The organism is Pseudomonas sp. LTGT-11-2Z, assembly GCF_003691445.1.
Lineage (GTDB): Bacteria > Pseudomonadota > Gammaproteobacteria > Pseudomonadales > Pseudomonadaceae > Aquipseudomonas > Aquipseudomonas monteilii.
Genome location: NZ_CP033104.1, coordinates 2,873,843 through 2,887,223, shown reverse-complemented (window position 1 = coordinate 2,887,223; position 13,381 = coordinate 2,873,843). Strand labels below are relative to the sequence as shown.

Below are 13,381 nucleotides of genomic sequence, written 5' to 3'. Positions count from 1 at the left end.
GGCTCAGGCGCCCAGGGCCTGGCGCAGGCGCGCTTCCAGCTGGGCAGCGTCAAGGTCCTGGCCAATCAGCACCAGGCGGGTAATGCGCGGCTCGTCAGCACGCCAGGCGCGGTCGAAGTGTTTGTCGAAACGGGTACCCACGCCTTGCACCAGCAGGCGCATCGGCTTGCCCGGGATGGCGGCGAAGCCTTTGGCGCGCAGGATGCCGAACTCCACCACCAGTTGGGTCAGGGCATCGAGCAGCAGGCTTTCGTCGGCTTCTGGCAGGTCGATGGAGATAGAGTCGAAGGCATCGTGGTCATGATCATCATGGTCGTCACCGTCGTGGTGCGAGTCATGGTGGGTACGGCGGCCATCGATGTGCGCCTCGGACTCGGCGCCCACGCCCAGCAGCACCTCCAGCGGCAGCTTACCGCTGCTGGCTTCGATCACCTTGACGGCTGGCGGCAGCTCTTCAGCCACTTCGGCACGGACCTTGGCCAGGCCTTCGGCGTCGATCAGGTCAGCCTTGTTCAGTACCACCAGGTCGGCGCTGGCCAGCTGGTCGGCGAACAGTTCGTGCAGGGGCGATTCGTGGTCCAGGTTAGGGTCGAGCTTGCGCTGGGCATCGACCTGGTCCGGGTAGGCAGCGAAAGTACCGGCCGCCACGGCCGGGCTGTCGACTACGGTGATGACCGCATCGACGGTGCAGGCATTGCGGATTTCCGGCCACTGGAAGGCTTGCACCAGCGGTTTGGGCAGGGCCAGGCCGCTGGTTTCGATCAGGATGTGGTCCAGGTCGCCACGGCGTGCCACCAGCTCGCGCATCACCGGGAAGAATTCTTCCTGCACGGTGCAGCACAGGCAGCCGTTGGCCAACTCGTAGACACGGCCACTGGCTTCTTCTTCGGTGCAGCCGATGCTGCACTGCTTGAGGATCTCGCCGTCGATGCCCAGTTCGCCGAATTCGTTGACGATGACCGCAATGCGACGGCCCTGGGCGTTGTCGAGCATGTGGCGCAGCAAGGTGGTCTTGCCCGAGCCGAGGAAGCCGGTGACGATGGTGACGGGGAGCTTGGCCAGTGTTTTCATGTCGCAGTGCCCTTGGCAGTGTGGCGCGGGCATGCAGGACGACAGCCAAGGGCCAGGCCGGCCGGGCTTGTTCGCCACCGGATCACCCCGCCCGGTTTAAAGTCGAAAACGTGACGAGGCAGGTCTCCTGGCTCGCACCGTTCCATAGGCCTGGCAAACAGCAGGCGGTGGCGGGATGACGCCTTCCCGCGCGCGGGCGCAGTGGCTGTGTCGATCCGTTATCGGTGCTTACAGTTGCGGGGGCAGCCGCGGCTTGTACCGCGTTCCCGTCTTAGCTTCGGCCTGGCCGAAGAACCTCGAAGTGGCAAGGCTACGCAGTGGCTGGCGGGTGGTCAACCGTTGCGCAGCGCTGGCTGACCACAAGGCACCCAACTGCGTTACAGTGGCGCCTTCACCCACGGTCAAGGACGCCCCATGCACCTCGCCCCCGCCATACCGGTACTGCGCATCTTCTCGGTCGACAAGGCCAAGGAGTTCTACCTTGATTTCCTCGGTTTCAGCGTGGACCGGAGCCTGCAGATGCAGGTGTATGACCCGTTTGGCAACCGCCTGCGCCTTTGCCAGCAGGTCGATGACGAGGCCAACCCTTGAAAGCGTTGAGCAAGCGCGAAATGGCCAGGCTGGAGCGGGAACTGGTGGTGTGCCTGACCGAAGCCTGCGAAACCGCCAAGGCGGAAATTGTCGGTTTCAGCTGGCTTACCCACCGGCTCGATCCCGAGGATGTTCCGGGCAGCCTGCGCGTTACCTGGGTGTTCGAGCAAGAGGCCGACAAAACCGCTGCCGTGGCAGGCCAGGCGAAGGTGCGCATGCTGACATTGACCAGCCAGGCGTTGGAGCAGGCCGGTATCCAGCTAGACCACCCGGCTTGGCATGTGCGTTTCGACAGTGAAGAAGCTTGCGTCAAGAGCCACGGCGGCGACTGGGCAAAGCGCTTGCATAAGCAGCGCTGAGGTTATTTCGCTGAATGGCGCCTTCAAAAGATACATCGCAGGCTATCAATTCGTGACTGGCCGTTCCCGATCTGCCACGGATGTATTATGGTGGCGTGGTGCGCATATAACAGCAGCCCGAGCGATCGGGCACTTGCAAGACAATGAGGGTGTCATGAGCAACGAAAGCATTAATTGGGACAAGCTGGGTTTCGACTACATCAAGACCGACAAACGCTACCTGTCCGTATGGCGCAATGGCGAGTGGGACAAAGGCACCCTGACCGAAGACAACGTACTGCACATCAGTGAAGGCTCCACTGCCCTGCACTATGGCCAGCAATGCTTCGAAGGCCTGAAGGCCTACCGCTGCAAGGACGGCTCGATCAACCTGTTCCGCCCGGACCAGAACGCCGCCCGCATGCAGCGCAGCTGCGCCCGCCTGCTGATGCCGCACGTGCCCACCGATGTGTTCATCGAAGCGTGCAAGCAAGTGGTCAAGGCCAACGAAAAGTTCGTGCCACCGCACGGCAAAGGCGCCCTCTACCTGCGCCCGTTCGTGATCGGCACCGGTGACAACATTGGCGTGCGCACCGCCCCCGAGTTCATCTTCTCGGTATTCGCCATCCCGGTTGGCTCGTACTTCAAGGGCGGCATGAAGCCGCACAACTTCCAGATCTCCAGCTTCGACCGCGCCGCCCCACAAGGCACCGGTGCGGCCAAGGTCGGTGGCAACTACGCCGCCAGCCTGCAGCCGGGCGCTGAAGCCAAGAAGGCCAACTTCGCCGACGCCATCTACCTCGACCCACTGACCCACACCAAGATCGAAGAAGTCGGTTCGGCCAACTTCTTCGGCATCACCGCCAACAACGAGTTCGTGACCCCGAAATCGGCCTCGGTGCTGCCAGGCATCACCCGCCTGTCGCTGATGGAACTGGCACAATCGCGCCTGGGCCTGACCGTGATCGAAGGTGATGTCGAAATCAACAAGCTGGACCGCTTCATTGAAGCCGGCGCTTGCGGTACCGCGGCGGTGATCACCCCGATCGGCGGTATCGAGTACAACGGCAAGCTGCACGTGTTCCACGACCTGGAAAAGGTCGGCCCGGTTACCCAGAAGCTCTACAACGAGCTGACCGGTATCCAGAACGGTGACGTTGAAGCCCCGGCAGGCTGGATCGTCAAAGTCGCCTGAGGCGCTTAAGCAGTATGAAAAACGGGGCATGCCAGCAATGGCATGCCCCGTTTTTATTGGCTAACGCTCGCACGGGTAACTCATGCAAGGCGACGCTGCATGAGCAAATGCCGGGCTTTGTCGAAGGTCCAGTTGTACAGCACGGTGTAGGGCAGGATGATCACGAAGAAGCCCAGTTCCACCATGAACGCCTGCAGCAGCGAGATATCCAGCATCCACGCCGCCACCGGCAAGCACCACACCACCAGCCCGGCCTCGAAGCCCAGACCGTGTACAAAACGCGCACTGGCCTTCCAGTGGATACGCTCGGTTTGTACCCAGCGATCGACCAGCGCGTTGTAGACCATGTTCCACAGCATGGCGATCACCGACAGGGTGACCGCCAAGGCCCCCGCGGTCGCCAGCGATTTGCCCATTACCCAGGACAACAGCGGCGCACACAACAATACCGCGAACACTTCGTAACCCACGGCGTGAACCAGGCGCTCGGTGAAAGACACGTTTTTCATTGCAAAATCCATCCATTGCGTAAGTCGTGCTTTCCATTTTCTTTGGTAAAACTGATACTCGCGACATAGCTACCATCGGTTTTATCAATACCATGCGCTACTCACCCGAAGCTCTGGTTGCCTTTGTCGAAGCCGCATCGCTCGGTTCGTTCTCCGCTGCGGCGCGCAAACTGCGCAAAAGCCAGTCCACCGTCAGCATTGCCATTGCCAATTTCGAGGCGGATATCGGCTGCCCGCTGTTCGACCGGGGTGGCCGCCACCCCATGCTGAATGAGGCGGGCCGACAGGTGCTGAGCCATGTGGAGGCCATTCTTGATGCCAGCGCCCAGCTCGATGCCTTGGCGGTGCGGCTGGCGGAAAACGTGGAGCCGCTGGTGTCGGTGGTGATGTCGGACAGCTACAGCGTCACCTTCCAGGGCGCGGTAATGGCCCGCTTCGCCCAGCAGTACCCGCATACCGAGCTGCGTTGCGGCCCGGCGGAGGACGCTGATGTGATCGACATGATCCAGCAGGGCCTGGCGCATGTCGGCATCCTTGCCACGCAACCCGGCTACCCCGCCGACGTTGCCGTTGCCCGCTTGCCCGAACAGGCGGAGTTTGGTGTGTACGTGGCCAGCGGGCACCCGCTGGCGGGCCTTGGGAAGGTGCAAACGCAATACCTCGAAAACGCGCGGCAGCTGTACATCAAGACCTACGCCCCCAGCCTGCATCACGGCCGTGGTCAGGCTTGGTCGGCACCGGATTACCTCACGTTGCTGGAGTTCGCCGTGCGCGGGTTTGGCTGGGCCGAGCTGCCCAGGGCGCTGGTGGCAAGGTTTGGCGCTGAGTTGGTGGAGTTGCAGATAGCGGGTTACCCGCGCCGTGTCGATATGGATGTGGCCTGGTCTAGCCGGCGGGCGTTGGGGCCGGCGGGGCAATGGCTGGTGCGGCAGATGCTGGAGCAGTAGGCTTCGTCTAATCAAACGGTGAGCGGGTAACACGAATTACTAACGCAGTCATGGGCTTAACAAGCTATAAATCAGTACGCCCCTATGATGACAATAGAGCCCCAACTCACAAACGCCCTCACGCTCATGAGACAAGCTCAAACCAAATAAGCAAGCATTATGCACCCCGCCAATAAGCAAGCATTCCATTGAGGCTAGTTTTAACACGCCTTATTTGAGGACCCGTAAGTTTAAACCGACTATCTCCAAACGCTAATTTTAGGTCCTGCCCAATACGCAAAGCATCGATTGCGACTTGGCGAATCTCCCTAGAATCAGCCACACTCCGACCGAGCAGTTCGAAATTGTTTCCAGCATTAGCACGCACAAGTAAGTTGAACTCCTCGTCGTTTACATTTTTGCGAACTTTTCTCAACGCCCCCCATACCCTTCCCCCTGCTGATGCTGTCGGTGCAGGTAATCGCGCTTCAGGGCCGGCAGCACTCGTAGCGGGTACAGGCTGTGCTTGAGCAGCGTTTAATGTCAGAGTACGCTGCTGACCGACTTGCCCTGGGGTGGCAACCGGATTCAAATCCGGAACACCTTCCATTGCCTCTGCAATCATGGTCGCGGGAGACGGTGACCTGCTTCTTCCACCTGCACCAATAACTTTCCATCCTTGACCCGCGTTCATTTCTTCCAATTGGCGAGTAAAGGGCGAAGGTGACCTACTTCCAACTGTGACAGGTGACCTCGATCTCGCTCTGAGCATATGCCCACTGGGGTCACTGAAATTAATCGGATCACCCGCACAATAGGCATAACAGTTCAAACCACCCGCAGCAAATGGGCTGAGGCTGTCCGGGCTATGGAAGCGCATCAATACAGGGTTATAACCACGATAGCCATTACCCAGCAGATAAAGATGACTCACCAGCAAGTGCCCATTGAATGCAGGGCGCTGAGCAGGAATATCATTTGGGCTATGTAAGCCATATGCATTGTAAGCAACCGACTCAGGTAGTGCCTGAGACTTGACTCGCAATACCGAATCCCCGCTGTCTGCAGCCAGTAATGCTGACCAGTTTGTTTCTTCCGTTACCCTGGTTTCTGCCAAAACACCTGATTGCGCTCTCATGCAAACCACCGCAGCGCTGCCCGTCAAGGCTGTATGCACCCTATCCCGCTGTAAGAAAAAGCACGTGGTGTTCTTCGAGTCGTTCATGCGCTGGCTCCAGTCTGTGAGGCTTTAATGCTTTCGTGCCAGGGCAATTTGAGCAACTGTTAAAAATGCCAGGGGGTAGTAGCTCTCCTTCGCGCCCCTTGTGCACCAGAACGCAAGATCCAGTACACCCAGCGACAAGCCTTCCCCCCACCCTCCCCCGTAGCCTGTCACCACGCGCCGCCCCGCTGCGGCACGCACCCAAAGCACAAGAACAAACGTTGGTGACCTATGCAGACAGTTGATCCGATCACCCTTGCGGTTGTCCGGGGTGCGCTGGAAACAGCGCAACGCGAAATGACCCTGACCCTGGAAAAGACCGGCCGGTCCAGTGTGTTCAACCTGGCCCACGACTATTCCAACTCGCTGTTCGACCACCTGCCGGAAATGATCCTGCAGGGCCAGGACATCCCCATTCACCTGGGCTCGCTGATCCCAGCCATGAAGTGCGTGGCCGAATTCTTTGGCGACGACATCGCCGAAGGCGATGTGATCTACCACAACGACCCGGCCTACAAGGGCAGCCATATTCTCGACTGCTGCATGTACAAACCGGTGTACTACCAGGGCGAGCTGGTGTTCTGGACCGTGTGCAAGGGCCACCTGACCGACATCGGCGGCCCGGTGCCCGCCGGCTACAACCCCGATGCCAAGGAGATCTACGCCGAGGGCCTGCGCATTCCACCCGTCAAGCTGTGGGAAAAAGGCAAGCGCCGCGAAGACGTGATCAACTTCATGCTCACCAACATGCGCGCACGCCCCTACCAGGAAGGCGACCTCAATGCCCAGTACGGCGCCTGCAAAGTGGGCGAGCGGCACTTGCTGGAGCTGCTCGACAAGTACGGCGTGGCCCAGGTGCGTGCCTGCATCGCCGAGCTGAAGAACATGGCCGACCGGCACATGCGCGCGCTGTTGCGCGACGTGCCGGACGGTGATTACAGCGGCACCGCCGTGCTCGAAGATGCCGGCCACGGCCTGGGCGAGCTGGCCATCACCGCCCATGTGCAGATCCGCGGTGACCAGGCCCATGTGCGCATCGACAGCCCGCCACAAGTGCCCTACTTCATCAACTCCTACGAGGGCAACTCGGTGTCAGGCGTGTACCTGGGGCTGATGATGTTCGCTCAGGTAGCGCCGCCCTACAACGAAGGCCTGTACCGCTGCGTCACGGTCGATGTCGGGCCCAAGGGTACCCTGTGCAACGCCGAAGAACCGGCGCCCCACGTCAACTGCACCACCACGCCGATGGAAACCCTGGCCGATGCCGTGCGTACTGCGCTGGAGCAAGCCTCGCCACAACGGGTTACGGCCTCCTGGGGGCATACCAGCGGTATCAACATCGCCGGCCATGACCCGCGCAACGGCAACAGCGAGTACGTGACCATGGTGCTGGCCTCGATCATTGCCGGTGCCGGTGCCAACAAGGTGATGGATGGCTGGCACGCGTGCGGCCCGCTGTGCTGTTTCGGCGCGCTGATGAGTGGCGACATCGAGCTGCTGGAACATGCCTACCCGGTGCTCATCCACCGTTACAGCCTGATGGCCGACAGTGGCGGCGCTGGCGAGTTTCGCGGTGGTTCGGGCACCCGGCTGGAGATCGAGCCGCTGGACCACGCCATGACCGTGGTCGGCTTCGGCGAAGGCCGGCAACTGCCCACCGCCGGTGCCGCCGGGGCACGCAATGCGTTGCTGGAGCCCAAGCTGGGCCGGCTGATCCACCGCCACGCCGATGGCAGCGAAGACCACTACACGCAAAACCCGATGCTCACCCTGCAGCCCGGCGAGCGAATCATCAACATCAACCCCGGTGGCGGTGGCTACGGCGACCCGCTTCGCCGACCGATTGCCGCAGTCCTGCAAGACCTGCGCAACGGCCTGGTCTCGCCCCAGGGCGCAGCCCTGGAATACGGAGTGGTCGTCGATGCCGATGGCCAGCTGGATGAACCCGCAACCCGCCTTGCCCGCGCCCCGCACTGACCGGAGACCCATCATGCGCAACCAATATCGCCTGGGCATCGACGCCGGCGGCACCTTCACCGATTTCATCCTGGCCGACCGCGACGGCGGCGTGCAGCTGTTCAAGGCCCCGTCCACGCCGCAGGACGGCACCCTGGCCATTCGTGCCGGGCTGGCGCAGATCGCCGACGCCACCGGCCGCACCCCGGCCGAGCTGATCGCCAACTGTGACCTGTGCATCAACGGCACCACCGTAGCGCTCAACGCGCTGATCGAGCGTACCGGGGTCAAGGTGGGCCTGCTATGCACCGAGGGCCACGAAGACAGCCTGGAAATCCGCCTGGGGCACAAGGAAGAAGGCCACCGCTACGACGCCCACTACCCGCCAGCGCACATGCTCGCCCCCCGCCACCTGCGCCGTCCGATTGGTGGCCGCATCCTCGGCGATGGCCGTGAACACAGCCCGCTGGACGAACGCGCCATCCACGCCGCCATCGACTACTTCCGCGCCGAAGGCGTAGAGGCCGTGGCCATTTCCTTCCTGTGGTCGGTGCGCAACCCCAGCCACGAGCAGCGTGCCGCCGAGCTGGTGCGGGCAGCCCTGCCCGGGGTATTCGTCTGCACAGGCTGCGAGGTGTTTCCGCAGATTCGCGAGTACACCCGCACCTCCACCACGGTGGTCAACGCCTACCTCAGCCCGGTGATGGCGCGCTATGTGGCGCGCATCGACAGCCTGTTCCACGAGCTTGGCGTGCAACAACCGGTGCGTTACTTCCAGTCCAACGGTGGCCTGGCGCCCGGGCACCTGATGCGTGAGCGCGCGGTCAATGCCATCAACTCCGGCCCCGCCTCGGCGCCCCAGGCCGGGCTGGCGGTGGCACGGCCGTTCGGTATCGACAACGTCATTACCGTGGACATGGGGGGCACTTCGTTCGACATCACCCTCACCAACGCCGGGCGCACCAACTTCAGCAAGGATGTGGACTTCCTGCGCCAGCGCATTGGCGTGCCGATGATCCAGGTTGAGACGCTGGGTGCTGGCGGCGGCTCCATCGCCCACCTGGACGAGTTCGGTATGCTGCAGGTCGGCCCGCGCAGCGCCGGTGCCATGCCGGGGCCCGTGTGCTACGGCAAAGGCGGCAGTGAGCCCACGGTAACCGACGCCAACCTGGCGCTGGGTTACCTCCCGGATGGTGCATTGTTGGGCGGCAGCATCCGCCTGAACCGCCAGGCCGCGCTGGATGCCATTCGCAGCAAGATCGCCGAGCCACTGGGCATCAGCGTGGAGCGGGCGGCGTTCGGCATCACCACATTAGTCAACCTGAACATGGTCAACGGTATTCGCCGCGTGTCCATCGAACGCGGCCATGACCCGCGCGACTTCGCCCTGATTGGCGCAGGCGGTGCGGCGGGCATGCACGTGGTGCGCCTGGCCGAGGAAATCGGCATGCAGACCGTGCTGATCCCCAAGGTGGCCTCGGGCTTGTGTGCGTTCGGCCAGATCCTGTCCGATGTACGTTACGACCAGCTCACCAGCCTGTCGATGCGCCTGGACGCCGGGCACGTGAACCTGGAGCAGCTCAACCAGGCCCTGGCCGAACTGCGCCAGCAAGGCCTGGCCAACTTGCGCGAAGACGGCTTTGGCGACCAGGCCAGCAGTTGCCACTACACCCTGGAAATGCGCTACCAGGGGCAGATTCATGAATGCAGCGTGGAGCTGGCGCAGCATGACCTGGATGAAGCAGGCCTGGCCGCGCTGATCAGCCGATTCCACAGCCGCCACCAGACCCTGTACTCGTACAGCGAACCCGACAGCCCGGTAGAACTGGTGAACCTGGAGTGCTCGGTGATCGGCCACCTGCCACGCCCACCGCAACCTGAGTTGCAGGGCCCGGCCGAACCGCCGGCAGCTACCCCGCAAAGCGTCCGGCCGATGCTGTTCAGCGCCGACGGCGCGTGGCAACCCACGCCCGTGTTCAACGGCAATCGCCTATTGCCGGGGCAGACCGTGCAGGGGCCCTGCGTGATCGAGGAAGACACCACCAACATCGTCTTGCCGCCGGGCTGGCAGGCGCGCCTTGAGCCTTCGGCCACCTACCGGGTGACACGCGGGGCTTGATCAAACGGTCGGCGTGCGCCGATCATGGGCCTGAAAGCCGCCTGGCAGCCTTGCGCTGCCGGGCGGTTTGCACAATAACAAGAGCTGCTTGAGTAGCTTGCCTGCAGTTCCTTTTTTCAATGCTGCCCTCTTTGAAAAAGGACCCACCATGCCCACAGAACTCTCGACCCACGGCTGGGCTCAGCCGGAGCGCCAGGCGCGCTGGGCCGAAGCCATCAGTGACACCTATTTCCCATTGAGCCTGCAGTTTGCCGCCGAACAGCCGTTCAATGGCCACCTGCAGCGCTGGAGCACGCCCAGCACGCCGCTCAGCCTGTCGCGCCTGCGCTCCAGCCCGCTGGGCTACTCGCGCAGCAAGGCGCACATCGGCCAGGACCATGAAGCGTTCTACCTGGTGACCGTGCCGCACAGCAGCGAGGTGTACTTCGAACAGGACGGTCACCCGATCAGTTGTCGCCCGGGTGGTTTCATCGTCGAGCGCGGCGACGCCCCCTACCGCTTCCATTACGGTACACAGAACGACCTGTGGGTGCTCAAACTGCCTGAGCAGGCTCTCAAAGCCAACTTGCTGGGGCACAAACGCTATACCCGGCATTGCTTCGATGCCAGCCAAGGCCTGGGGCGCATCTTCGTCGAACAACTGGACCTGTGCGCCCGCCATTTCGATGCCAGCCCCGTGGCTGCCCGACATTTGCTGCTGGAGCAGGCCTCGGCCACCCTGTTGCTGGCCCTGCAACAGGACGAACGCGTACTGGGCAGTGAAGGCAGCAACCTCAGCACGCTGCACCTGACACGGGTGGAGCAGTACGTGCTGCAACATCTGGGCGACCCCGAACTCACGCCACGAACCATCGCCAGCGCCTGCGGGCTGTCGTTGCGTTACCTGCACAAGCTGTTCGCGATCACGCCCTATACCCTTGGCGAGTGGGTGCGCCTGCAACGCCTGGAGGCTGTGCACCGGCAACTGCGCGACCCGTATTGCCACCTGACCATTGGCGAACTGGCGTTTCGCTGGGGCTTTGCCGATCAGGCACAGTTCACCCGCGCGTTTCGCCAGCAATATGGGTGCACGGCACGGGAGGTCAGGGCTGCGCGTACGCACTGAACGGTGCAAGCGGCGGTCACTGCGCGACCGGGATCAGTCTTCGGCCGCCACGTCCACCACCTGCCAACTGTCATCCGGATCGAAGCGTTTCATCGCCTTGGCCAGCCTGTCGCCCTGTGGCCCGAGGTCTTTTTCGAACACCTGGCCGTCATGGCTGATCATGAAGCTCATCACACCGGTATCGTCGTACCTGGCCGGCCAGGCGACCATGGCGAAACCACGGCTCATCTGGTTGCCTATCAGGTAGCTGTAGGCGCCGCCAGGGGCGGAGGGGCCTTGTGCATCGAGGATGCGGAAGTGGTAGCCGTACCAGTCATCACCGACCACATCCAGGCCGAACAACGGGCCCAACGGGCTTACCTCGCCGTCGCCATCCTCGTCCCAGTACAGCCCGTCATGTTTGCCGGGCTCGCTGAAGATTTTCCGCGCGTACTCCAGCGCACCGTTACCGTTGTGGTCCTCGGTGGCGTAGTCCATTTGCGCGTCGTGATAAGCCAGCAACGACTGCAACACCCCCAGTTCGTTGCGGCCGATGCGCCGGGCGCGGATTTCGGCGCTGCCGGCCTTGAGGTCGAACCGCCAACCCTGGCTGCTTTTGGTCAAAGGAATGGGCAAGGTCCAGTGATCACTGCCCACCGCCAGAATGGCCTTGCCCTCGCCCGTCATGTCGATGGTGTGCTGCGCACGGTACTGCGCCAGGAAGGTGTCCACGTCGCTACGTTGCACACCGCCGCGCGGTATGTAGATACGCCAGTCATCGCCCAGCAATTGGGCCAGGCGGGCTTCATCCGGTTTCTCCGCGCCCAATGCCGTAACGAAGGACTCCACAGCCTTCTCCGGCGTTGGAAAGGTTTCTTGAGCAGCCGCCAGGCAGGACCAGGCCAGGCTCACAATGAACAGGAACCCTGCAAATGCTGGACGGTTCATCGACGGCCACCTCCGCCGCGACGCATGGGCGCACTGGGTCGGGAGATCGGGTGTCCGGCGGCACGTGAGGTGTTCGGGCGCTGAGCGAAGGACTGGCTGGTGCGACCACGGTTAGCCTGCAGGTTGGTACGCGAAGGCGAGCGTACGCCGTCAAACGCATTGTTACGTGCCCGGCCGGCGGTATTGGCGGGTCGGTTCTGGGCCACTTGCCGGCCTTGGGCTGTGCGAGGTTCCTGCCGACGCTCGGCGACCCTCGGGTTGTCGGCACGCGATTGCATACGGTTACCCACCGCGTTGCCCGTCTGCGCCTCGCGCATTTGCTGACGCGCCTGGCGATTGCTGGTGGCGGGCCGTTCGATACCGGCCCGGTCCATCGAGGCCCTGGCCTTGTCCCGTGCCTGGGCACGCTGTACGTCGTCGCCACGGAAGGCCGTGCGCTGGGTGGCGCCGTCCAGCTGGCGGCCATACTGCTGACGGCTGCGGGCATCACGGTAAGGCACGCCATCGCGGTTGGCCGCGTTGTGCTGCCATTTGTTCTGGTTGTTGGTGATGCGGTTGTTGGCGTTGATGTTGTTGTAACGGTTGACGTCGATATCGATGTCATTGTTGCCCCAGTCACAGTCACCCCAGAGCGAAGCCACAATTGCCACGCCGGTACCGAAGGCCAGGCCCGCCACCAACGCGGAGCCGGGGTAGTACATCGGCGGTGGCGGGTAGTACACCGGCGGCGAGGCCGGATAGGCCCAGGTGCCATACACCGTGGTCGGGTTGTAGCTGGGCACGTACACCACCTGCGGGTCGGCCGGCTGGATGACGATGGTGGACGGCGCGCTGCTGGCCGCCTGTGTCGACGGGGCGGCCTGCACGGTCACGTTCTGGTACTGGTTGCTTTGCAGGTTGCCGGCAGCCTGTGCCTGGTGGCGCAAGCGCTGCACGGCGCCCATGACATCGTCGGGCTGCGCCAGGAAGGCGTCACCCAGGCGCTGCACCCACACCGGGTCCTGGCCGAGGGTCGCCAGCAGCTGCGGGAAAGCCACCAGCGCTTGCACACTCGGGTCCCAGGGCTGCTTCGCCACTTGTTTGACCGCGTCGTCACCCGAGGCTTTGGGGTTGGCCTTGGACCAGGTCACGGCTTCACTCACCTGCCCTGGGTAAGTGGCCGCCATCAATACCTGGGCCAGCAGCGCATCGGGGTACAAGGCAACCGGCGCCAGCATCTGGTCCAGTTGCTCCTGGGTGAACACCGGGTCCTTGGCCGTGACCGTGTCAGCTTGCGGGGCTGGGTCAGGCGCGGGTACGTCTTGCGCCAGCGCCGGGCCGGTTGCCGCGAGCAGGCACAGAAGCACCGACAGCAAAGCAAACAATGGCATACGCATCGCTTTTCCCCATGAGGTCAGACCGCGTGGGTTAAGGGTAGCAATG

12 protein-coding genes and 1 riboswitch are annotated in these 13,381 nt (G+C 62.8%); of the genes, 7 read left to right on the top strand and 5 right to left on the bottom strand.

Features of this window, described 5'->3' with window-relative positions; genetic code table 11:
• Positions 1–3: 3 nt before the first annotated feature.
• Positions 4–1,071, bottom strand: coding sequence for a cobalamin biosynthesis protein CobW (gene cobW, locus D8767_RS13490; protein ID WP_003247913.1), 1,068 nt, complete (start codon positions 1,069–1,071; stop codon positions 4–6).
• A 99-nt stretch (positions 1,072–1,170) separates the two neighbouring features.
• Positions 1,171–1,385, bottom strand: a riboswitch (cobalamin riboswitch).
• 100 nt (positions 1,386–1,485) lie between these two features.
• Here cobW and D8767_RS28740 point away from each other — a divergent pair.
• The 3 genes from D8767_RS28740 (at position 1,486) to D8767_RS13480 (ending at position 3,195) form a co-directional block, all read left to right on the top strand.
• Positions 1,486–1,662 (top strand): glyoxalase superfamily protein, encoded by a 177-nt coding sequence (locus tag D8767_RS28740; protein WP_162998273.1) that lies wholly within the window; start codon positions 1,486–1,488, stop codon positions 1,660–1,662.
• Positions 1,659–2,021 (top strand): hypothetical protein, encoded by a 363-nt coding sequence (locus D8767_RS13485; RefSeq protein WP_016713930.1) that lies wholly within the window; start codon positions 1,659–1,661, stop codon positions 2,019–2,021. The genes D8767_RS28740 and D8767_RS13485 overlap by 4 nt, the downstream gene beginning before the upstream one ends.
• A gap of 154 nt (positions 2,022–2,175) precedes the next feature.
• Entirely contained in the window at positions 2,176–3,195 is a 1,020-nt protein-coding gene (locus tag D8767_RS13480) for a branched-chain amino acid aminotransferase (protein ID WP_016713929.1), read from the top strand.
• 80 nt (positions 3,196–3,275) lie between these two features.
• On the opposite strand, the gene D8767_RS13475 is transcribed toward D8767_RS13480, so the two are convergent.
• On the bottom strand, positions 3,276–3,704 hold the full coding sequence (locus tag D8767_RS13475) for a multidrug/biocide efflux PACE transporter (RefSeq protein WP_016713928.1): 429 nt from the start codon (positions 3,702–3,704) through the stop codon (positions 3,276–3,278).
• A gap of 92 nt (positions 3,705–3,796) precedes the next feature.
• Here D8767_RS13475 and D8767_RS13470 point away from each other — a divergent pair, with 92 nt between their 5' ends.
• Positions 3,797–4,651 (top strand): LysR family transcriptional regulator, encoded by an 855-nt coding sequence (locus D8767_RS13470; protein WP_028698851.1) that lies wholly within the window; start codon positions 3,797–3,799, stop codon positions 4,649–4,651.
• Between the two features lie 157 nt (positions 4,652–4,808).
• Here the strand turns inward: D8767_RS13470 and D8767_RS13465 are convergent, their stop codons facing one another.
• Positions 4,809–5,855, bottom strand: a complete 1,047-nt coding sequence (locus D8767_RS13465) for an RHS repeat-associated core domain-containing protein (RefSeq protein ID WP_080578110.1) — start codon at positions 5,853–5,855, stop codon at positions 4,809–4,811.
• Between the two features lie 228 nt (positions 5,856–6,083).
• Between D8767_RS13465 and D8767_RS13460 the strand changes: the two genes are divergently transcribed.
• From D8767_RS13460 to D8767_RS13450, 3 genes are all read left to right on the top strand, one after another.
• On the top strand, positions 6,084–7,829 hold the full coding sequence (locus D8767_RS13460) for a hydantoinase B/oxoprolinase family protein (protein WP_027614937.1): 1,746 nt from the start codon (positions 6,084–6,086) through the stop codon (positions 7,827–7,829).
• Between the two features lie 13 nt (positions 7,830–7,842).
• Complete coding sequence (locus D8767_RS13455; protein ID WP_016713924.1) at positions 7,843–9,927, top strand: hydantoinase/oxoprolinase family protein; 2,085 nt, start codon at positions 7,843–7,845, stop codon at positions 9,925–9,927.
• A gap of 148 nt (positions 9,928–10,075) precedes the next feature.
• Entirely contained in the window at positions 10,076–11,032 is a 957-nt protein-coding gene (locus D8767_RS13450; protein WP_016713923.1) for a helix-turn-helix domain-containing protein, read from the top strand.
• A 33-nt stretch (positions 11,033–11,065) separates the two neighbouring features.
• On the opposite strand, the gene D8767_RS13445 is transcribed toward D8767_RS13450, so the two are convergent.
• Entirely contained in the window at positions 11,066–11,959 is an 894-nt protein-coding gene (locus D8767_RS13445) for a DUF2950 domain-containing protein (protein ID WP_016713922.1), read from the bottom strand.
• On the bottom strand, positions 11,956–13,335 hold the full coding sequence (locus D8767_RS13440; protein ID WP_028698848.1) for a DUF3300 domain-containing protein: 1,380 nt from the start codon (positions 13,333–13,335) through the stop codon (positions 11,956–11,958). Before D8767_RS13440 ends, D8767_RS13445 begins: the two co-directional genes overlap by 4 nt.
• Positions 13,336–13,381: the final 46 nt, after the last annotated feature.

Coding starts and splice junctions, on each gene's coding strand:
- cobW (WP_003247913.1), bottom strand. CDS start 1,071: ATGAAAACACTGGCCAAGCTCCCCGTCACCATCGTCACCGGCTTCCTC.
- D8767_RS28740 (WP_162998273.1), top strand. CDS start 1,486: ATGCACCTCGCCCCCGCCATACCGGTACTGCGCATCTTCTCGGTCGAC.
- D8767_RS13480 (WP_016713929.1), top strand. CDS start 2,176: ATGAGCAACGAAAGCATTAATTGGGACAAGCTGGGTTTCGACTACATC.
- D8767_RS13475 (WP_016713928.1), bottom strand. CDS start 3,704: ATGAAAAACGTGTCTTTCACCGAGCGCCTGGTTCACGCCGTGGGTTAC.
- D8767_RS13470 (WP_028698851.1), top strand. CDS start 3,797: ATGCGCTACTCACCCGAAGCTCTGGTTGCCTTTGTCGAAGCCGCATCG.
- D8767_RS13465 (WP_080578110.1), bottom strand. CDS start 5,855: ATGAACGACTCGAAGAACACCACGTGCTTTTTCTTACAGCGGGATAGG.
- D8767_RS13460 (WP_027614937.1), top strand. CDS start 6,084: ATGCAGACAGTTGATCCGATCACCCTTGCGGTTGTCCGGGGTGCGCTG.
- D8767_RS13455 (WP_016713924.1), top strand. CDS start 7,843: ATGCGCAACCAATATCGCCTGGGCATCGACGCCGGCGGCACCTTCACC.
- D8767_RS13450 (WP_016713923.1), top strand. CDS start 10,076: ATGCCCACAGAACTCTCGACCCACGGCTGGGCTCAGCCGGAGCGCCAG.
- D8767_RS13445 (WP_016713922.1), bottom strand. CDS start 11,959: ATGAACCGTCCAGCATTTGCAGGGTTCCTGTTCATTGTGAGCCTGGCC.
- D8767_RS13440 (WP_028698848.1), bottom strand. CDS start 13,335: ATGCGTATGCCATTGTTTGCTTTGCTGTCGGTGCTTCTGTGCCTGCTC.